The following is a 19,926-nucleotide window of genomic DNA, read 5'->3' on the forward strand; positions in this document are numbered from 1 at the left end:
ATCTTTTGGGAGAAAAATCTCTTAGTACATGCTTTAGTTCTTTCAACATTGCTTTTCTTCCTTTGAATCGCTCATCAGCTAACAATCGTTCAAATAACTCCAATTTTTCTTTTCCTAATCCTGCTCGATACTCTTTAAGCACTTCTTGTAATGCGTAAGATTCATCTATCAACAACCCTCCTTCGCCTAATCGATGGCTAATCTCGCTCACTTCTTCATAAGCTTGTCGATCCAATCTTCTTTTATAACTTTCTTGTTTTCGAACTGCATCCAAAATTCGATTTCGAAACTTTGTTTTGAAGTAGGTATAAAATTCCTTATCTTTATTTTCCTTAAAATCAGGGTGATTTTCTAATAATTCATGTAGGCAAATCATTCCTTCTTGATCCCAATCTTCTTTTTCCCATAAATGAAGATAGTATTCTTTTCTACACTTATGTACAATAGCTTTTACTTCGTGGTAATTCATTTCTAACATAGTCATTCTCCTTTTCTGCCATTAGTATAGCAGAGGTAGAGACGAATTACGACATTTCTTCTATTTTGTTATTTATCTTGCCTGATTTTATTTTTTTGAATATTTGATATTTCGTTGGGATATCTTTTTAGACTTTTTAGGATATAAAAAGAGACAAGAGTTATGCTCTTGTCTTTTAAAAATTATTGAAATAAATCTACAATTGTATCCCAGACGGTTTTTGCTTTTTCTTTAATTTTTGCATCCGATATAGCTTTTTCTGCCTCATCAATAAGGTTCTGAGCTCGACTTTGAATGTCATTTATAGAGTCATTTGACTGCGCACCACCATTGTCAGTGGCTTGATTTTGAGAATTTCTAGGTGCTATGCCGTTTAGTTCATAAGCATTCTCAACGGTAAAGGTGCTTCCTGGCGTATATGGAAGAATTGTTTCTGCCATGCTTCTAAAAATATAAGCAGCTCCATTTGATGTCGAACCTGCTAGGTAATGATTTTCATCAGTAGTCGGGAAACCAAGCCAGTGACTAATGACTAAATCAGGCGTATAACCAACAACCCATTGATCACTCGTATATTCTGGGTTAAAAGCAGTTTCTGTCGTTCCAGTTTTTCCAGCCATGACATAACCATCAGGCGATGAACTTATTCCTGTACCATTTGTGAAGGTCCCTAGCATCATGCTAGTCATTTTATCGGCTACTGACTTATCGATTACACGTTTTTGAGAATTTTTGTGAGTAGCAATGACTTGTCCACTCGCATTCTCAATTCGTGTAATAAAATGCGCTTCAGGCATCAAACCTTCATTTGCAAATGCTGCATAAGCCTGGGCCATTTGTAGTGGGTTAGTTTCCACGCCACCTCCTAGAGCTACACCTAACACACGATCCACATTCGTTAAATCAAGTCCAAATCTTTCACCTGATTCAAAAGCCTTGTCGATGCCAAGTTGTTTAACTGTTGCTACAGCAGGGAGGTTTAAAGACTCGGCTAAGGCTTGATACATTGGAACTTCTGGTGACGTTTTGATCCCTGCATAGTTATCGACCTTGTAATCACCATACTTCATCGTGTGATTATCCAACTCTTTATTCAGAGCCCAACCGGCTTCAATCGCTGGGGTGTAGACAACTAAGGGCTTAATAGTTGAACCTGGGCTTCTTTTTGATTGAGTTGCATAGTTGAAATTTCGGAAACCAGCTTTATCATCTCCTGCTACACGACCAACAACTCCTCGAACTCCTCCTGTTTTTGGTTCTAGAGCAACACTACCCGATTCAGCATGAGTTCCATCTTCCGCCGACGGAAAAAGAGAAGTGTTTTCATAAATGACCTGCATATTAGCTTGGTAATTCTGATCCAACTCCGTATAAATCCGATAACCATTGTTCACAATTTCTTCTTCAGTTAGATTATACTTTTCAATTGCTTCATTAACAACTGCATCAAAATAGGATGGATAGCGGTAGTCTGAAACTTTCCCTTCGTAAGCATCCTGGAGCTGAGATGCCATATCAACACCTGCAGCTTCCGCTTCTTTATTCTTATCAATATAACCAGCAACTACCATATTTTGCAGAACAGTATCTCTGCGATTAGTTGAAGCTTCAATTGAATTCAAAGGGTTGTATAATTCTGGTCCTTTCAGCATTCCTGCTAAAGTCGCAGCTTCATCAAGTGTCAATTGAGAAGCTGAGACCCCGAAGTATTTTTTACTTGCATCCTCAACACCCCAAACTCCATTACCGAAGTATGCATTGTTCAAGTACATGGTTAGAATTTCCTTCTTGCTATATTTTTTGGTTAATTCTAAAGCTAAGAAGAATTCTTTGGCCTTTCTCTGCACAGTTTGATCTTGTGAAAGATAAGCGTTTTTCGCTAATTGTTGGGTAATTGTAGAACCACCACCCGAACGACCAGCTGTTAGGATAGCCAGGAAAAAGCGTCCATAGTTAATTCCACTATTTTTATAGAAACTTCTATCTTCTGTCGCAATAACAGCATTCTGCAAATCTTCACTAATATCCGAAAGTTCGACATAGGTCCCTTTTTGGCCTGATAGGGCACCCGCTTCTTTTTCTTCTCTGTCAAAAATCAGAGTACGTGTTTTTAAAGCGTTTTGTAAGTCTGTAACATTCGTCGATTTTGCTAACGCAAATAGATAGGCCCCAACAAACAAGCTGGCGCTGAGTCCTAGAATCAGAAAAATTTTTGTCAAGTGATAGCGACGCCAAAATTTTCTAACAGGGCCAACTGCACCGGTCTTCTTTCGTCCCCCTCTTGAACGTCTTAAATTACTTGACTCATTTTCTTCATAGTCAACTTCGTTAATCTCTGTTTCTTCAATTTCAGATTCTTCTTTCTTAAATAAAGAAAGAATTTTTTCAAATAATGTATCTAATTTCATGCGTATATTTTATCATCTTCCCCATAGGAAGACAAGAATTTTGCTAGTTCCCCTGTCCAAATAAATTGATTTTTGTTACAATATCAGTATGAAATTTACCTTTACGATCCCCAACTCTCTACCCGAAACGACTGTCAAACATTTTCTAGAAGAACAGCTGTTAATACCTCGAAAAATAAGGCACTTTTTGAGAACCAAGAAACATATCCTCATTAATCAAGAAGAGGTGCATTGGCATCAAACAGTCAAGGCTGGAGATGAATGTCAATTGATTTTCGACGAGGAAGATTACCCTACAAAAGAAATTCTCTGGGGAAACCCCAAACTTGTCGAAGAAGTCTATCAAGATCAACATTTAATTATCGTCAATAAACCTGAGGGCATGAAGACGCACGGAAATCAGCCAGACGAGATAGCTCTTCTCAATCATGTCAGCGCCTATGTCGGCCAAACCTGCTATGTTGTTCATAGACTAGATATGGAAACAAGTGGTCTCGTACTGTTTGCTAAGAATCCATTTATATTGCCTATCCTTAATCGCTTATTAGAAAAGAAAGAGATTTCTCGAGAATACTGGGCTCTGGTTGATGGAAGATTAGCGGCTAAGGACTTGATCTTCCGAGATAAAATCGGTCGCAATCGCCACGATCGTAGGAAAAGAATTGTGGATCAAAAAAATGGTCAATACGCCGAAACTCATGTAACTCGGTTAAAACAATTTCAAAACAAAACCAGTCTCATTCGGTGTAGATTAAAAACAGGACGTACTCATCAAATCCGAGTCCACCTATCTCACCACGGACATCCAATCCTCGGGGACCCTCTCTACAACCCACACTCAAAAAACAAGAGGCTGATGCTTCACGCATTTAAACTATCCTTTATCCACCCTCTGACTTTAAATAAATTAAGCTTTACCACACTCTCAGATACATTTGAAAGAGAATTAAAACAAAATGGATGATAAAATCATCCATTTTTTTAGATACAAAAAGCAAGACCAATAGGTCTTGCTTTTTTGACTCAGAAATTATTTAGCAATTTTTGCGAAGTATTCAAGAGTACGTACAAGTTGTGCAGTGTAAGACATTTCGTTGTCGTACCATGATACAACTTTAACCAATTGTTTACCGTCAACGTCAAGAACTTTAGTTTGAGTTGCGTCAAACAATGAACCGTATGACATACCTACAACGTCTGAAGAAACGATTGGATCTTCAGTGTAACCGTATGATTCGTTAGCAACAGCTTTCATAGCTGCATTTACTTCATCAACAGTAACGTTCTTTTCAAGAACAACTACCAATTCAGTTACTGATCCAGTTGGAGTAGGAACGCGTTGTGCAGCTCCGTCCAATTTACCGTTCAATTCAGGGATAACCAAACCGATTGCTTTAGCAGCACCAGTTGAGTTAGGAACGATGTTAGCAGCACCAGCGCGTGCACGACGAAGGTCACCTTTACGGTGTGGACCGTCAAGGATCATTTGGTCACCAGTGTAAGCGTGGATAGTAGTCATCAATCCTTCTACAACACCGAAGTTATCTTGAAGAGCTTTAGCCATTGGAGCCAAGCAGTTTGTAGTACATGAAGCACCTGAGATAACTGTTTCAGTACCATCAAGAATATCGTGGTTAGTGTTAAATACGACTGTTTTAACATCTGATCCACCAGGAGCAGTGATAACAACTTTCTTAGCACCACCAGCATGCAAGTGTTTTTCAGCAGCTGCTTTAGTAGCAAAGAAACCAGTTGCTTCAAGAACGATTTCTACACCGTCGTTAGCCCAGTCGATTTGTTCTGGATCACGTTCAGCAGAAACTTTAACGAATTTACCGTTAACTTCGAATCCACCTTCTTTAACTTCCACAGTACCGTCGAAACGACCTTGAGTTGTGTCGTATTTCAACAAGTGTGCAAGCATAACTGGATCTGTAAGGTCGTTGATGCGAGTAACTTCAACACCTTCTACGTTTTGGATACGACGGAAAGCAAGACGACCGATACGACCGAAACCGTTAATACCAACTTTAACTACCATTAGTGATTTCCTCCTTATGAAAATCATGAAAATTTTATTGTGAAAAGAGTAACTTGAATCACTACAAATCACCTTTCAACAAACCTATTATATAACTATTTTAGTTTTATTGCAAGCGCTGACGTTGATTTTCACTTCAGTTTTCTACTTTCTAGATACACAATTTTATATAGATTCCCTTTGTCAAAAGTCTATCAACATACATCTTTATAGTTATTTACAAAACTTTTTTGTTAAACTTTTAAACTCTTCTATTTTGGAAAATCATAAAAAGAGACAGGATTACTCCTGTCTCTGACTGATAATCAATTATTTAAGACGTCCTGGTCTTTCTTTGTAACCATAGTAAGCATCTTCGATGATTTCTTGCATATGATCAACCATTGGAAGACGTGGGTTTGCAGGTGAACATTGATCTTCATAAGCAAGGAAGGCCAATTCGCGTGAATGTTCTTTCCATTCTTTCTCGTCAACACCTTGTGCTTTGAAGTTCATTTCGATACCTACGCGCTCACCGAGTTCGTAAACAGCTTTAGCATAAGATGCAACCCCTTCTTCTGGAGTAGAAGCTGGAAGGCCAAGCATACGAGCGATATCTTGATATTTCTCATCTGCACGGTAGTAGTTGTACTTAGGCCATGTAGCTGTCTTAGCTGGGCGTGTACCATTGTAACGGATAACGTATGGAAGCAAGATTGCATTTGTACGTCCGTGAACTGTGTGGAATTGTGCACCAATCTTGTGAGCCATTGAGTGAGAAATACCTAGGAAGGCATTAGCAAAGGCCATACCAGCAATAGTTGAAGCGTTATGCATTTTCTCACGTGAGTGGAAGTCTGCATTCTTAACTGAGCTTTCAAGGTTTTCAAATACGAGTTTGATCGCTTGAAGAGCAAGACCGTCAGTGTAGTCGCTAGCCATTTGTGATACGTAAGCTTCAGTCGCGTGAGTCAATACGTCCATACCAGTGTCAGCAGCAACAAATCCAGGAACTGTCAATACCAAGGCAGGGTCTACGATTGCCACAGTTGGTGTCAATGAGTAGTCAGCGATTGGGTATTTACGGTTGTTTGCTTTATCAGAGATAACGGCAAATGGAGTTACTTCAGATCCTGTACCTGAAGTTGTTGGGATCGCGATGAATTTAGTCTTCTTACCAAGCAATGGGAATTTGAAGGCACGTTTACGGATATCCATGAATTTTTGTACAAGGTCACGGAAGTCCACTTCTGGTTGCTCGTAGAAGAGCCACATTACTTTAGCAGCGTCCATTGGTGATCCACCACCAAGAGCAATGATTGTATCTGGTTTGAAGGAACGCATAATCTCAGTACCACGTTCAACTGTAGTGATATCTGGATCTGGTTCTACATCTGCAAAGATTTGGTAAACAACCTTATTGCGACGAAGGTCAAGTTGTTCGATGATACGATCAAGGAAGCCAAGCTCTACCATAGCGTGGTCAGTAACGATCATGACACGCTCAACGTCACGACATTTTTGAAGGTATTGAATTGAATCACGTTCAAAGTATGTTTTTGAAGGAAGTTTCATCCATTGCATGTTATTTCTCCGTCTTCCGACTTTTTTGATATTCAAGAGGTTAATGGCGCTAACGTTATCCCCAACTGAGTTACGTCCGTAAGAACCACATCCGAGTGTCAATGATGGCAAGAAGGCATTATAAACATCCCCGATACCACCGAAAGTAGAAGGTGAGTTACAGATAACACGAATAGCTTTAACAGCTTTACCAAATTCTTTAGTCAATTCTTCATCAGCTGTATGGATAGCTGCTGAGTGCCCAAGACCGTTAAATTCAACCATTTGACGAGCTTTTGCAATACCGTCTTCGCGACTTTCAGATTTCAAAACTGCGATAACTGGTGATAATTTTTCACGAGTCAACGGCTCGTTTTCGCCAACTTCTTTACATTCTGCAGCAAGAATGTTTGTTCCTTCTGGAACAGTAAATCCTGCTTGTTCTGCAATCCAAGTTGCTGGTTTACCAACGATGTCAGCGTTCAATTTTGCACCAGCACAGTTTTTGCTATTTGCTTTCACGCCGAAGCAGAACTCTTCAAGAAGAGCTTTTTCTTTTTTGTTTACAAAGTAAGTGTGGTAAGATTTGAACTCTGCTACAAATTCATCATAAATTTCTTTATCAATAATAACCGCTTGTTCAGATGCGCAGACCATACCATTATCAAACGATTTAGACATTACGATATCGTGAGCAGCTTGGCGAATATTAGCTGATTTTTCAACATAAGCTGGAACGTTTCCGGCACCTACCCCAAGAGCTGGTTTCCCACATGAATATGCAGCTTTAACCATGGCATTCCCACCTGTTGCAAGGATTGTTGCAACACCTTCGTGGTTCATCAATGCGCTAGTTGCTTCCATAGATGGTTCAGTAATCCACTGTACACAGTTTTCAGGAGCTCCTGCTTTAATCGCTGCATCACGCACGATTTGAGCAGCGTGAGCTGATGATTCTTGAGCTGATGGGTGGAACGCAAAGACAATAGGATTACGAGTCTTCAATGAAATCAAAGCTTTAAAGATTGCTGTTGAAGTAGGGTTTGTTGTTGGAGTGATACCACAAACAACACCAACCGGTTCAGCGATAAGAGTCAATCCTGTTACATCATCTTCTTCGATAACACCAACTGTTTTAGTGTGGCGCATGTTATTTACCACGTGCTCACAAGCAAATAGGTTTTTAGTCGCTTTATCTTCAAATACTCCACGTCCTGTTTCTTCAAAGGCATGTAAAGCCAATTCTCCGTGGGCATCAAGAGCTGCAACTGAAGCTTTTGCTACAATATAATCGACTTGATCTTGGTCAAGTTTACGCATTTCTTCAAGGGCAACCAAAGCTTTTTGCACCAAACCATCGACATGCTTTTCAGCAGCGAGTTTCTTTTCCTCTGGTGTTACAGTTTTTTTATCAGCCATATTTTCCTCCATAGCTTTCAAGGATTGTAAGTCCTTTGTTAATTTTTTCACAATCTTATTATAACTCTTTTTTCAAGATTTGTAAACAGTTTCATAGAAATTTCACAAACTTTTTTTATTCGCTTGTGAAAATAATTTTGCACATCCCTACCCATACGCTTTTTAGCTTATACTTTGTGAATAATCTCGTAAAACTTTTATTTTTCACAAACTTCATTGTAAAAAGGTATTGAAAGGCGTCTTAATTTCCATGTAAGCGCTTTCTATAGGTGCGGTATATTACCCCCTCTAAGAGGAGGTTATTGTGCTTGTTGGAAGAGCCCTTGTTTAAAGTCACCTTCATAGACAACTTCTTGCTCTGTAGTCAGTTTTCCTTTTCCTTCAGCTTGGCCATTAACAAAGTCACCTTCATAAACCCAGCCCTCTTTAGCTTGGTAGGTCCCTTTACCGTTAAATGCTCCATTTTTAAATTCACCAGTATAAGTGTCGCCATTTGAGAAGGTCATTGTGCCTTTGCCATTCATCTTTCCACGTACAATACTTCCATCATATACAAGTGAATCGCCATCCAATTTTAAAACTCCTTGCTTAGGCATATTCCCCACAAATACAAATATAGCACAAAGAGCTATGACTACTACTGTTGCAATTTCCAAACGAGGACGCGTTATATAGACACTGTACTTATCATAGAATTTCTTTAAATTATCCATTTTTTGCCTCATTTTCTAAACGTGTTAGCCAAGCTTGGCAACCAGTTAAAACTCGATCGTAAGTTTCATCAAAATCACCTGTATACCATGGATCAGGAACACCCTCAGAAGCAAATGCCTCTAGCTTGTGTTGTTGGTCTTGAGGACACATCTGAGTCAAATCTAGAAGATTGGACTCGTCCATTCCAATGACATAATCAAAATATTCAAAATCATCCTTAGAAATTTGCTGTGATGTTTTTGATGAATCGTAAGGAATCTCGTGAGCTTTAAAAATTTTCTGGGTTCCTTTGTGAATTGGGTTGCCATGTTCCCAAGAAGAAGTCGCACGACTTTGAATCTCATATTTATCGGTCAGGGATTTCATTACAAATTCCGCCATAGGACTACGACAAATATTGCCAAGACATACAAAAACAACTTTCTTCATTATTATTCCCCATCTTCATAGAAAAAGGGGTATGAGATCCACCCCGTTTTATTCTTCAATCGCGCTTTCACCATCAACAACTGTACCTTCTGACGTAACAGCCTCTTTAAGTGGCAAGACAGATTTGATAGCTCCAAGTTCAAAAGTCAAGTAAACTCCGTCTACATCAAGTACGATCGTTCTGTTTTCGGTATCAACTTCATCAACTGTACCGTATAAACCACCGATAGTAATGACTTCATAGCCTTTTTGAAGCTTGTTCAAGCTTTCCATACGCTTTTGCGCTTGTTTCTTTTGAGAACGTTGCATAAAGAACATCAATCCAAACATGACTACAAGCATAATCACAAATGTTAAATTTGCATTCATAGTATTTTCTCCTTTGTAATTTAGATAAAACTACTATATCAAATTTAAACTATTTTTACAAGATTACACCTTGGTTTTAGGTTAATAAAAATCAGAGCAAAGCTCTGATTTTTCTTATTTCAAGTTGTTTACAAGTTCTACTAAGTTTTCAACTGTAAATCCATATTCTGCTAAAACTTTTGAAGCTGGTGCAGATGCTCCAAAGGTATCAATCCCGAGAACTGCTCCATCAAGACCAACGTATTTATACCAGTTTTGAGTCGCTCCCATTTCAACAGCCACACGTCGACGAACCGCATTTGGTAGGATTTCTTCTTTGTATGCGGCATCTTGTGCATCAAAGACATCCGTAGATGGCATGCTGACTACGCGAACTTTTCCACCTTGACTTGCCAATTCTTTAGCAGCTGCAACAGCTAGATTAACCTCTGAACCTGTTGCAATCAAAATCGTGTCAAAGTCTGTAGCATTTTCATAGACAACATAAGCACCTTTCGCAACCTTATCAAAGTCTGTTCCTTCCTCAACAGTCAAGTTTTGACGAGTCAAGACAAGGGCAGTTGGTGTTTTTTCACTCTTCACTGCTTGATACCAAGCTGCTTGAGTTTCACGCGCATCTGCTGGACGGAAAACATTAAGGTTTGGAATCGCACGGAGTCCTGCCAAGTGCTCAATTGGTTCATGAGTTGGTCCATCTTCACCAACTGCGATTGAATCGTGAGTAAAGACATAGGTTACAGGAAGACCTTGTAGAGCTGACAAACGAACTGCCGCTTTAAGGTAATCTGAGAATACGAAGAAAGTTCCACCATAAACTCGAAGTCCACCGTGAAGAGTCATTCCGTTCAAGACAGTACCCATTGCAAATTCACGAACACCAAATTGGATGTTACGATTTAAGCGATTTGCATCGTCCTGAAGTCCGTCAGTTTTGATGTAAGTCATATTTGAATGAGCAAGGTCAGCTGATCCGCCAAGGAAGGTTGGCAATTTAGCAGCCACTACATTTAAAGCATCCTGACTTGAGTTACGAGTTGCTTGAGAGAAGCCATTTTCTAAAGCTGGGAAGTCTTCTGGAGTCAATTCAACTGGATCGCGTCCGTCGATGATTGCTTCCACTTCTGCAGCAAGCTCTGGGTAAGCTTCTTTATAATCTGCAACTAGTTTTGTCCATGCTTCATATGCTGATGCACCTCGGTCCGCAACATTTTCTTTGAAATCAGCATAAACTTCTGCTGGGATTTCAAATGGTTCGTAGTCCCAACCAAGGGCTTGACGAGTTGTAGCAGTTTCGTCTGCACCAAGAGGAGCACCGTGTACGGCATTAGTTCCTTGTTTGTTTGGCGAACCATAACCAATAACAGTTTTTACTTCAATCAAAGATGGTTTCCCTGAAACCTTAGCTTCTTCAATAGCTGCTTGAATAGCTTCTAAGTCTGTCCCATCTTCAACCAAGGCTGTATGCCAACCGTAAGCATTGTAACGATCGCGAACACTTTCTGTGAATGAATCTTTTGTCTCACCGTCCAAATTGATATCATTTGAATCATAGAGAACAACCAATTTATCAAGTTTCTGCAAACCTGCATAAGAAGCAGCTTCACTTGATACACCTTCCATCAAGTCACCATCTCCACAGATAACATATGTGTAGTGATCAAAGATGTTATAACCTTCGCGGTTATATTTGGCTGCAAGGAAACGTTCTGCTTGTGCAAAACCTGTCGCAGTCGCAATCCCTTGTCCTAGAGGGCCTGTTGTTGCATCAACCCCTGCTGTATGACCAAATTCTGGGTGACCTGGAGTTTTAGAGCCCCATTGACGGAAGTTCTTCACTTCAACCATGCTCACATCTTCAAATCCAGAAAGGTGAAGAAGGGCATAGAGAAGCATTGATCCGTGACCAGCTGAAAGAATGAAACGGTCGCGGTTGATCCAGTTTGGTTGAGCTGGATTGATACGAAGTTCTTTAGTGAAAAGGCTGTAAGCCATCGGAGCTGCACCCATAACCACTCCTGGGTGACCTGAATTAGCTTTATTAATAGCGTCAATACCTAAGAAACGAATAGCATTAACAGATAGATTTGACATAGAATTTCCTTTCTATTTAAGGTGATAAGTTTATCACATATCCTATTCTACTATTATATGAAAAAACAGATAGAATAGCAATAAAACAATTTACTATAAAATGACTCAGCCGATTATACTAATCTCTAGTCACTTGATAGTAAGGTGATAGTTTTTCAAAACCTCTATCAAGTTTATCTAGAACCTTATCTATAGTATCTTCATCGGCTACTGGAATATCAACTTTTACTAAAACCTTACGAATCTCCTGATTGGATAATTGTTGTCTTAAAAGTTGTCTATTCTCCTCAGTAGCTTGTACTCTATAGCTTTCATCGTTCTTCTGAACCCAATAATAGATTCCATCAACCACTGGGATATCCAATATTTTAGCCTGTTTTGACAAGGTAGTCTCATCTTTCTTTCTCTCTACAAGGCTGACTTCTATAGAGATTCCCCAATTATTCTGATTTCCATACAAACGAAGAGCCATCATGGGCTCTGTTACATGCCCCTCTCTCTGTAAATAAACCCAGAAATGTGGTCGTAATCTCTGCGCTTGATTCATCCATTGACTGGTGGGGTGTAAATTCCAATCGGAATGCCTAGCTTGAAAACATTCTGCTAGGTGAGTAAATGCCTTTCGCGCTTCCTGCCCTTTTTGACGCAGGTCTAGCATTTTATCCTTTTCAGTTCCTGCTTTTTCGGGATTCCGGTACTGTTCTCCTTGATAAGCAAGATAGTCCTTGATTTCTTTCATTTTACTCCTTCTTCAGTTAGAAAAAAATCAGGTTTCCCCTGATTTTTCATTTTTTATTCTGTGTCAACTACAACGTAACGATTTGGTTCGTCACCTTCAGAGTAGCTGGTAACACCTTCCATTCGTGAGATGATACGATGGATAATTTTACGCTCGCTGCTTGACATTGGATCTGTCATCTGACTACGGCCTTCTTCCAAGACACGTGTAGCTAATTTTTGAGCATAACTCTGTAACACTTCTGCACGATGTTCTACATAATCATTCACGTTGATAGTAATATAGAAAGTTTTTGAATAACGATTGTAGAGGTAATTTTGTGCCAAAAGTTGAAGGGATTTCAAAACCTTACCATGGTAACCAATGATACGGCCTGGCTCATTTGTATCAATTTGCATGTTGATAGAGCGACGGTTAGAAGTGCTAGAAATAGTTCCCTCAACATCCATATCATCGATGATTGCTTGAACATAATTGGTTACTTCTTCAACAACCTTTTCGGTGTCGTATGTTGGCTCGACTTTCAAACCAAGACTTTCTAAGTCGCTGCCTTTTTCAGGCTCAACTTCATCTTGAGTTTCTTCAGGTTGCAATTCTTTTAAAACTTCAATATGGCCTGTTTCTTCTAAAATCGTGCTGGCTTCTTTATCATTCTTAAGAATTTCAGCCTTGACTTCTTCAGAAATTTCTTGGCCTTCTTCTTCAATTTTCTTGATAGCAGCAACTACATGTCCCAAATCAACGGTTGCTTCACTGACTGTTTTAACTGGATCATTTTGATCATTAATTTCTTTTGGAACACCTTTGATCGCCTGCTGATTTGCTTTTACAACAGTTGTTTCACTGATTGCTTCGATATCAACTTGAGCTGGTTTTGTACCAAAAAGTCCAAAAAATCCCTTTTTTTCTCTCGAAACAACTTTGATATGAGCTTTCATTCTCGGAATATTTAATTCATTCAATCCCTTTTGGATTGCTTCTTCAACTGTTGAACCTGTAAATAATACCATTATCAGATTTCTCCTTACTTTTTCTTTTTCTGTGCTTTCTTTTGAGCTTTTCTTTTCTTAACTTCTAAATCCTTCTTAGCTTGCACATCTGCTTCACGCTCTGCAATGATTTTGAAGGGGTTGTTCAAAAGGTAAGTTTGCAATACTTGATAAGCATTTGAAACCGCCCAGTAAAGAGCGACACCACTTGGAGCAGATATTGCAAAAAAGAAGATTATAACAGGCATCCCATACATCATACCTGTCATTGCACCATTTTTCTCAGGCAAAGCTTTATTTGAAAGCCAGCTACTGAGGAAGGTGAATAGGGCAGCTAAAATAGGTAGTACGAAAGTGGTATCAGCTCCACCTAGATTGAACCATAAAAAGTGGCCTGTCTTCAAAAAATCTACGTTTGATAAAGCTTGGAAAAGAGCCAATAGAATTGGCATTTGAATCAAAAGTGGCCAGAAGGATGCGGATTGCTTAATGCCTAATTCTTTAAATAATTTACGTGTTTCCTGATCTAGCTTAGTACGACTTTCCATGTCGCGACCTGGATAACGTTCGCGCAATTCTTTGATAAGAGGTTGCGCCTCTTGCATTTTTCTGGAAGCCACCATTTGTGTTTGAAAGACTGGTAACAGTATTGTTCTAATCAAGACTGTGAACAGAATAATCCCTAAACCAATGCTGACATCAAATGACAAAAATCGAATAATTTCAGCAAAAAAATAAACAAGTTTACTCCAAAAGTCTGCAGAATCTGCAGACACTTCACTAGTTGCACAAGCAGTCATTACCAACAAGGACAAACCTAACAAACTAGTCAATTGTAATTTCTTCTTCACTCTTATTTCCTTCCTGGTAAATCTTTGCTAATCTCAAAACATGAAGTAAGTTTTTTTCAATTTCTGCATATTCTAATAGTTCAACGCCTTTTCGAGCAATCACAACAAAATCAACATTATCAACAAGTTGATTACTATTTTGAATGAGAACATGCCGGATTCTTCTCTTGATTTGGTTTCTTGTCACAGCATTTCCTAATTTTTTACTGACTGATAAACCTACTCGAAAATGTGTTTCATTGTTTTCTAATCGATAAATAACAAATTTTCGATTAGCTACACTTGCTCCCTTTTTAAATATGGCGTCGAAATCTTTCTCTTTTTTTACACGAAAGCTTTTTCTCAAAAATTCTACTCCATCTAATAAAACTACTACTATTATACCATAATTTTTCAAAAAGCCAATCATGGCAAGGTTTTAGACTGGTTTGACTTCGAAAAAAGTCGCCATTCTTAAAAAATTTGACCAGAATCAATGAAATTTTACTAGTTTTTTAAAGAATACAAAACAAAAGCCACTCTTACGAGCGACTTTTGTAGGAGATTATTATGAAAAAGTTTAGGATTTCTATTAAATAAAGTTAGGAGGTCTTTATTTAATGATTAGAGTATACACACCTATCCTTAAATTGAACTTAAATCATTTTATTTTTTTATTAATTTTTAAAACTATGAATTGGAGCTGGAATCTGTCCTCCACGAGCGATGAAATCAGCCGAAGAAGCTCCATTGACTTTCATAACTGGGGCAGTTCCTAACAAGCCACCAAACTCAATCATATCGCCTTCTTTACCCTTTGGAATGATACGGACAGCTGTGGTTTTCATATTAATAACACCAATTGCTGCCTCATCCGCAATCATAGCCGCAATCGTTTCTGCCGGGGTATCAGCTGGAATGGCAATCATATCCAATCCAACTGAACAGATAGCAGTCATGGCTTCTAATTTCTCAAGATTTAGGGAACCATTTTGCACTGCTGCTATCATACCCTCATCTTCTGAAACTGGTATGAAAGCACCTGACAGACCACCGACTTGGTTGCAAGCCATTACTCCGCCTTTTTTTACTTGGTCATTTAAAAGAGCTAAAGCGGCAGTCGTCCCATGAGTCCCAACTGTTTCCAGTCCCATTTCTTCCAGAACCCGAGCTACAGAATCCCCCACTGCAGGAGTAGGTGCTAAACTCAAATCAACAATCCCAAAATCAACACCTAGTCTTTCACTAGCCATCTGGCCAACTAATTGACCAATCCGAGTAATTTTGAAGGCTGTCTTTTTAACAGTTTCAGCAACTACATCAAAGCTTTGGCCGCGAACTTTTTCTAAAGCACGTTTGACAACACCAGGCCCTGAAACACCTACATTGATAATAACATCAGCTTCACCAACACCATGAAAGGCTCCGGCCATAAAAGGATTGTCCTCAACTGCATTGGCAAAAACGACAAGTTTTGCAGCACCCATATCTGAAAGCTCAGCTGTCTCCTTGATAATTCGACCCATATCAGCTACAGCAGTCATGTTGATTCCTGACTTTGTTGAACCAATATTTACTGAAGAGCAAACTTTATCAGTTTCAGCTAAAGCACGTGGAATCGAATTGATGAGTATTTCATCTCCTTTTTGATAGCCTTTCTGTACCAAAGCAGAAAAACCACCAATAAAATCTACGCCAATTTCTTTTGCTGCTCTATCTAAAGCTTTGGCTAATGGTACATAGTCCCTTGCATTTGTAGCCGCACCAATTAGAGAAATCGGTGTTACTGATACACGTTTATTGACAATAGGTATACCTAACTCAGCAGCAATTTCATCACCGACTGCCACTAAATTCGCCGCCTTAGTCGTAACTTTTTCATATATTTTATCTGCAGCCTTATCAATATCTGGATCAATACAATCAAGAAGAGAAATTCCCATGGTAATGGTACGAATATCAAAATTCTGCTCTTCAATCATTGCAATAGTTTCGGTAACTTGTCTAATATCCATAAGCACCTCCTATATATTGTACATAGCATCGAAAATAGCTGCGCTCTGAATATTGATTTTGACATTCAATGTCTGGCCAAAGGCTTCAAACTCATTTCTTAGTTGAGTAAAATCATGTTTTTCATCACTGGATACTACAGCCATCATGGTAAAAAACTCATCCAAGACAGTTTGTGAAATATCATCAATATTTAATCCTAATTCAGCAATCTTAGTCGCAACACCTGCAACAATACCACCCTTATCTTTTCCAACAACAGTTATAATAGCTTTCATATTGGTCCTCCATCTTTGAAATCATAGAAAATAACCATATCTATATTTTTCTTTTTTCTCAGTATAGCACATTTACTTCAAAAAAACTAAAAAACGCCTGCTTACGAAATTGTTCTTAAAAGAAAAACAATTTCGTAAACAAGCGTCTACCCTACCATCTTATGATGAGTGTTCCCGCTAGGACAAAAGTCCTAGCGGTAGACCAGAGCTAGACTAAGAGCACAGGGCTCCATCATCATAACACTCAACAAAATTGATGATTTTATACTAATTCGATGATCGCCATTGGCGCTGCATCACCACGACGTGGTTCAGTTTTAAGGATACGAGTGTATCCACCGTTACGTTCTGCGTAACGAGGTGCGATTTCTGAGAACAATTTTTGAAGTGCTGTAGTAGAAGTGTACTTATCAGTTGCTTCATCATAGTTTTCAGATGCGATTTCATTACGTACGAAAGCAGCAGCTTGACGACGTGCATGCAAATCACCACGTTTACCTAGAGTAATCATTTTTTCAACAGTTTTACGGATTTCTTTAGCACGAGCTTCAGTTGTCACGATTGATTCGTTGATCAAAAGGTCAGTTGTCAAATCGCGAAGCATTGCTTTACGTTGTGAGCTAGTGCGTCCTAGTTTACGGTAAGCCATGTATTCCTCCTTTATTTATCTTTTAATCCAAGACCCAAATCAATGAGTTTGAGTTTCACTTCTTCCAAACTCTTGCGTCCAAGATTTCTTACTTTCATCATCTCTGCTTCAGATTTTTCTGTCAAATCATGCACAGTATTGATACCAGCACGTTTCAAACAGTTATATGAGCGTACAGACAAGTCAAGTTCCTCAATCGTACGTTCTAAAATACGGTCGTCCGATTCAGTATCAGCTTCTTTCATCACTTCTGCAGATTTAGCAATCTCTGTTAGATTTGTAAACAAATCAAGATGTTCTGTCAAAATACGTGCTGAAAGCCCTAAAGCATCTTCTGGAATAATAGTTCCATTTGTCAAGATTTCAAGGGTTAATTTGTCGAAACCATCATTGCTTCCTACACGAGCAGGTTCAACTTGATAGTTAACTTTTGTAACTGGTGTATAAATAGAATCTACAGCAAGTGTTCCAACTGGGGCATTATCTTTTTTATTTTCATCTGCAGGTACATAACCACGACCAGTGTTTACAGTCATAGTTGCTTTAAATGAAGCACCTTCTCCGATTGTAAAAAGATAATGATCTGGATTTACGATTTCAATATCACTATCAGTTAAAATATCTCCGGCTGTCACCTCAGCAGGACCTTCAACATCAAGTTCAATAGTCTTTTCGTCTTTTACATATGATTTAACTGCAATACCTTTAATGTTCAGAATGATTTGCATCACGTCTTCGCGAACACCAGGAATTGTATCAAATTCATGTAATACTCCATCGATATCGATAGATGTAACAGCTGCTCCTGGAAGAGAAGCAAGAAGTACACGACGAAGAGAGTTACCAAGTGTTGTACCGTATCCACGTTCTAGTGGTTCGATTACAAACTTGCCATAATCTTTATTTTCATCAATTTTTGTTATATTTGGTTTTTCAAACTCGATCATTTAGTTACTCCCTCTTAAACGAAAAGCAGTGTAAAGGTAATGATTATACACGGCGACGTTTTGGAGGACGAGCACCATTGTGTGGCACTGGAGTCACATCACGAATTGCTGTTACTTCAAGACCAGCGGCAGCAAGAGCACGAATAGCTGACTCACGACCAGAACCTGGACCTTTTACAGTAACTTCAACTGATTTAAGACCGTGTTCTTGTGCAGATTTAGCAGCAGCTTCTGAAGCCATTTGAGCAGCAAATGGTGTAGATTTACGAGAACCTTTGAAACCAAGAGCACCAGCTGATGACCAAGCGATTGCATTACCATGCACATCAGTAATCATAACAATAGTGTTATTAAATGTAGCGTGAATATGAGCAATACCAGATTCGATATTCTTTTTCACACGACGTTTACGTGTTGGTTTAGCCAAGACTTTTACCTCCTATATTATTTTTTCTTACCAGCAATCGCAACAGCTTTACCTTTACGAGTGCGAGCGTTGTTTTTAGTGTTCTGTCCACGGACAGGAAGTCCACGACGGTGACGGATCCCACGGTATGAACCGATTTCCATCAAACGTTTGATGTTCAAGTTCACTTCACGACGAAGGTCACCTTCAACTTTAATTGCATCCACTTCACGACGGATAGCATCTTCTTGATCTGATGTAAGGTCACGAACACGAATATCTTCTGAAACTCCAGCAGCTGCCAAAATCTTTTGAGATGTTGCAAGTCCGATACCATAGACATAAGTCAATGAGATAACTACGCGTTTGTCATTTGGAATATCAACTCCAGCAATACGAGCCATGTTTTCTCCTTTCTATCTTATCCTTGACGTTGTTTGTGTTTTGGATTTGCTGGGCAAATTACCATAACACGACCATTACGACGAATTACTTTACAGTATTCGCAAATTGGTTTGACCGATGGTCTTACTTTCATTTCTTATCCCTCCAAGTTTTTCGATTATTTAAAGCGGTAAGTGATACGTCCACGTGTCAAGTCATATGGACTCATTTCGACAGTAACACGATCTCCCGCTAAAATACGAATATAGTTTTTACGAATTTTACCAGAAACTGTTGCTAAAATCTGATGTCCATTTTCAAGTTCAACCGTAAACATTGCGTTAGGCATTGTATCGACTACTTTGCCTTCAACTTCAATCACATCGTCTTTTGCCACGCAAAAGTACCTCCCTAAATTTCGATTTGATGCCTCTAGACACAGAGACAACAATTATAAGTCAGACTAATTCAGTATAACATTTGTCAAGACATTTTGCAAGTCTGAAAAACGCTTTTATTTCAAATTTGTCAAGACATTTTCAATATCTTTAAAGACATCATTGATATCTTGGTTACCTTCGATATCATGTACTAGACCTTTAGCACGGTAGTGAGCAATGATTGGTTCACCTTGAGCTATATTAACATCCAAACGACGTTTTACTGTCTCAGGTTTATCATCTTCACGTTGGTAGTAATCTTCCTCTTTGTAATCAACTGGTGGGTTGAATACTTTATGGAAAGTTTCGCCAGTTTCACGATGAATGATACGACCACTCAAACGTTCAAGTAGGCAAGATGGGTCTACTTCGATGTTGATAACACCTTCAAGTTTAATTCCAAGTTCAGCCAATGTTTTATCTAAGGCATGAGCTTGCTCAATTGTACGTGGGTATCCATCCAACAAGAAACCAGTTTCTTTAATATCATCTTGAGAAAGACGTTCTTTAACAATTCCATTTGTAACTTCATCTGGAACCAATTCGCCTTTATCGATATAAGACTTAGCTAATACACCCATTTCAGTTTGGTTAGCCATTGCTGCACGGAACATGTCACCTGTTGAGATGTGGGCAACGTGAAACTGTTCAACAATTTTCGCTGCTTGTGTCCCTTTACCTGCACCAGGTAAACCCATAATCAAAAGATTCATGATTCAAACTCCTTTTTTGTATTTAAATAGAAGCAAAAATTCATTTC

The 19,926-nt window shown here is 38.9% G+C and carries 22 protein-coding genes; 1 reads left to right on the forward strand and 21 read right to left on the reverse strand.

Annotated elements, in window-relative coordinates; all coding sequences use genetic code 11:
* Nucleotides 1-478 (reverse strand): sigma factor (locus QM382_RS07870; protein WP_049494401.1); only part of this gene is annotated, 478 nt, incomplete at its 3' end.
* 182 nt (nt 479-660) lie between these two features.
* The gene (gene pbp2a, locus QM382_RS07875; RefSeq protein WP_414272948.1) at nt 661-2,886 is read right to left on the reverse strand and encodes a penicillin-binding protein PBP2A; all 2,226 of its coding nucleotides are present in this window, start codon (nt 2,884-2,886) and stop codon (nt 661-663) included.
* 88 nt (nt 2,887-2,974) lie between these two features.
* On the opposite strand from pbp2a, the gene QM382_RS07880 reads away from it, so the two are divergent.
* On the forward strand, nt 2,975-3,850 hold the full coding sequence (locus tag QM382_RS07880; RefSeq protein WP_414272949.1) for an RluA family pseudouridine synthase: 876 nt from the start codon (nt 2,975-2,977) through the stop codon (nt 3,848-3,850).
* A 66-nt stretch (nt 3,851-3,916) separates the two neighbouring features.
* On the opposite strand, the gene gap is transcribed toward QM382_RS07880, so the two are convergent.
* From gap to QM382_RS07975, 19 genes are all read right to left on the reverse strand, one after another.
* On the reverse strand, nt 3,917-4,927 hold the full coding sequence (gene gap / locus QM382_RS07885; protein WP_006154814.1) for a type I glyceraldehyde-3-phosphate dehydrogenase: 1,011 nt from the start codon (nt 4,925-4,927) through the stop codon (nt 3,917-3,919).
* A gap of 309 nt (nt 4,928-5,236) precedes the next feature.
* The gene (gene adhE / locus QM382_RS07890; RefSeq protein WP_247922310.1) at nt 5,237-7,888 is read right to left on the reverse strand and encodes a bifunctional acetaldehyde-CoA/alcohol dehydrogenase; all 2,652 of its coding nucleotides are present in this window, start codon (nt 7,886-7,888) and stop codon (nt 5,237-5,239) included.
* A 299-nt stretch (nt 7,889-8,187) separates the two neighbouring features.
* On the reverse strand, nt 8,188-8,601 hold the full coding sequence (locus tag QM382_RS07895) for an MORN repeat-containing protein (RefSeq protein WP_024056349.1): 414 nt from the start codon (nt 8,599-8,601) through the stop codon (nt 8,188-8,190).
* The gene (locus QM382_RS07900; protein WP_414257353.1) at nt 8,594-9,031 is read right to left on the reverse strand and encodes a low molecular weight protein-tyrosine-phosphatase; all 438 of its coding nucleotides are present in this window, start codon (nt 9,029-9,031) and stop codon (nt 8,594-8,596) included. The genes QM382_RS07895 and QM382_RS07900 overlap by 8 nt, the downstream gene beginning before the upstream one ends.
* 48 nt (nt 9,032-9,079) lie before the next feature.
* The gene (gene yajC, locus QM382_RS07905) at nt 9,080-9,400 is read right to left on the reverse strand and encodes a preprotein translocase subunit YajC (RefSeq protein WP_414272950.1); all 321 of its coding nucleotides are present in this window, start codon (nt 9,398-9,400) and stop codon (nt 9,080-9,082) included.
* Nucleotides 9,401-9,514: 114 nt separating this feature from the next.
* Nucleotides 9,515-11,491: a transketolase gene (tkt, locus tag QM382_RS07910; RefSeq protein WP_414272951.1), complete on the reverse strand. Its 1,977-nt coding sequence runs from the start codon at nt 11,489-11,491 to the stop codon at nt 9,515-9,517.
* Nucleotides 11,492-11,609: 118 nt separating this feature from the next.
* Nucleotides 11,610-12,230, reverse strand: coding sequence for a ribonuclease P (locus QM382_RS07915; protein ID WP_414272952.1), 621 nt, complete (start codon nt 12,228-12,230; stop codon nt 11,610-11,612).
* A gap of 53 nt (nt 12,231-12,283) precedes the next feature.
* Nucleotides 12,284-13,240 carry an RNA-binding cell elongation regulator Jag/EloR gene (gene jag / locus QM382_RS07920; RefSeq protein ID WP_049494407.1) on the reverse strand — a complete coding sequence of 319 codons (957 nt, stop codon included), beginning with the start codon at nt 13,238-13,240 and terminating at the stop codon, nt 12,284-12,286.
* Between the two features lie 14 nt (nt 13,241-13,254).
* The gene (locus tag QM382_RS07925; protein ID WP_053092418.1) at nt 13,255-14,070 is read right to left on the reverse strand and encodes a YidC/Oxa1 family membrane protein insertase; all 816 of its coding nucleotides are present in this window, start codon (nt 14,068-14,070) and stop codon (nt 13,255-13,257) included.
* On the reverse strand, nt 14,045-14,416 hold the full coding sequence (gene rnpA / locus QM382_RS07930) for a ribonuclease P protein component (protein WP_025169334.1): 372 nt from the start codon (nt 14,414-14,416) through the stop codon (nt 14,045-14,047). The genes QM382_RS07925 and rnpA overlap by 26 nt, the downstream gene beginning before the upstream one ends.
* A 310-nt stretch (nt 14,417-14,726) precedes the next feature.
* On the reverse strand, nt 14,727-16,064 hold the full coding sequence (locus QM382_RS07935) for a PFL family protein (RefSeq protein WP_049494408.1): 1,338 nt from the start codon (nt 16,062-16,064) through the stop codon (nt 14,727-14,729).
* Nucleotides 16,065-16,073: 9 nt separating this feature from the next.
* Complete coding sequence (locus QM382_RS07940; protein ID WP_006149010.1) at nt 16,074-16,340, reverse strand: ACT domain-containing protein; 267 nt, start codon at nt 16,338-16,340, stop codon at nt 16,074-16,076.
* A gap of 262 nt (nt 16,341-16,602) precedes the next feature.
* Complete coding sequence (gene rplQ, locus QM382_RS07945) at nt 16,603-16,989, reverse strand: 50S ribosomal protein L17 (protein ID WP_000331493.1); 387 nt, start codon at nt 16,987-16,989, stop codon at nt 16,603-16,605.
* An 11-nt stretch (nt 16,990-17,000) separates the two neighbouring features.
* Nucleotides 17,001-17,936 (reverse strand): DNA-directed RNA polymerase subunit alpha, encoded by a 936-nt coding sequence (locus QM382_RS07950; protein ID WP_004251121.1) that lies wholly within the window; start codon nt 17,934-17,936, stop codon nt 17,001-17,003.
* Nucleotides 17,937-17,979: 43 nt separating this feature from the next.
* Nucleotides 17,980-18,363 carry a 30S ribosomal protein S11 gene (gene rpsK, locus QM382_RS07955; RefSeq protein ID WP_001118385.1) on the reverse strand — a complete coding sequence of 128 codons (384 nt, stop codon included), beginning with the start codon at nt 18,361-18,363 and terminating at the stop codon, nt 17,980-17,982.
* A gap of 17 nt (nt 18,364-18,380) precedes the next feature.
* Nucleotides 18,381-18,746, reverse strand: a complete 366-nt coding sequence (gene rpsM, locus QM382_RS07960; RefSeq protein ID WP_004251117.1) for a 30S ribosomal protein S13 — start codon at nt 18,744-18,746, stop codon at nt 18,381-18,383.
* 17 nt (nt 18,747-18,763) lie between these two features.
* Nucleotides 18,764-18,880 (reverse strand): 50S ribosomal protein L36, encoded by a 117-nt coding sequence (rpmJ, locus tag QM382_RS07965; RefSeq protein WP_001808836.1) that lies wholly within the window; start codon nt 18,878-18,880, stop codon nt 18,764-18,766.
* A 24-nt stretch (nt 18,881-18,904) separates the two neighbouring features.
* Entirely contained in the window at nt 18,905-19,123 is a 219-nt protein-coding gene (gene infA, locus QM382_RS07970; RefSeq protein WP_001029883.1) for a translation initiation factor IF-1, read from the reverse strand.
* Between the two features lie 117 nt (nt 19,124-19,240).
* Complete coding sequence (locus tag QM382_RS07975) at nt 19,241-19,879, reverse strand: adenylate kinase (protein WP_414272953.1); 639 nt, start codon at nt 19,877-19,879, stop codon at nt 19,241-19,243.
* Nucleotides 19,880-19,926: the final 47 nt, after the last annotated feature.

The organism is Streptococcus infantis, from assembly GCF_047465185.1.
Classification (GTDB): Bacteria; Bacillota; Bacilli; order Lactobacillales; family Streptococcaceae; genus Streptococcus; species Streptococcus infantis_O.

Coding starts and splice junctions, on each gene's coding strand:
- QM382_RS07880 (WP_414272949.1), top strand. CDS start 2,975: ATGAAATTTACCTTTACGATCCCCAACTCTCTACCCGAAACGACTGTC.
- gap (WP_006154814.1), bottom strand. CDS start 4,927: ATGGTAGTTAAAGTTGGTATTAACGGTTTCGGTCGTATCGGTCGTCTT.
- tkt (WP_414272951.1), bottom strand. CDS start 11,491: ATGTCAAATCTATCTGTTAATGCTATTCGTTTCTTAGGTATTGACGCT.
- rplQ (WP_000331493.1), bottom strand. CDS start 16,989: ATGGCTTACCGTAAACTAGGACGCACTAGCTCACAACGTAAAGCAATG.
- QM382_RS07940 (WP_006149010.1), bottom strand. CDS start 16,340: ATGAAAGCTATTATAACTGTTGTTGGAAAAGATAAGGGTGGTATTGTT.
- QM382_RS07975 (WP_414272953.1), bottom strand. CDS start 19,879: ATGAATCTTTTGATTATGGGTTTACCTGGTGCAGGTAAAGGGACACAA.
- jag (WP_049494407.1), bottom strand. CDS start 13,240: ATGGTATTATTTACAGGTTCAACAGTTGAAGAAGCAATCCAAAAGGGA.
- QM382_RS07895 (WP_024056349.1), bottom strand. CDS start 8,601: ATGGATAATTTAAAGAAATTCTATGATAAGTACAGTGTCTATATAACG.
- QM382_RS07950 (WP_004251121.1), bottom strand. CDS start 17,936: ATGATCGAGTTTGAAAAACCAAATATAACAAAAATTGATGAAAATAAA.
- pbp2a (WP_414272948.1), bottom strand. CDS start 2,886: ATGAAATTAGATACATTATTTGAAAAAATTCTTTCTTTATTTAAGAAA.
- adhE (WP_247922310.1), bottom strand. CDS start 7,888: ATGGCTGATAAAAAAACTGTAACACCAGAGGAAAAGAAACTCGCTGCT.
- rpsM (WP_004251117.1), bottom strand. CDS start 18,746: ATGGCTCGTATTGCTGGAGTTGATATTCCAAATGACAAACGCGTAGTT.
- QM382_RS07915 (WP_414272952.1), bottom strand. CDS start 12,230: ATGAAAGAAATCAAGGACTATCTTGCTTATCAAGGAGAACAGTACCGG.
- QM382_RS07900 (WP_414257353.1), bottom strand. CDS start 9,031: ATGAAGAAAGTTGTTTTTGTATGTCTTGGCAATATTTGTCGTAGTCCT.
- rpmJ (WP_001808836.1), bottom strand. CDS start 18,880: ATGAAAGTAAGACCATCGGTCAAACCAATTTGCGAATACTGTAAAGTA.
- yajC (WP_414272950.1), bottom strand. CDS start 9,400: ATGAATGCAAATTTAACATTTGTGATTATGCTTGTAGTCATGTTTGGA.
- QM382_RS07935 (WP_049494408.1), bottom strand. CDS start 16,064: ATGGATATTAGACAAGTTACCGAAACTATTGCAATGATTGAAGAGCAG.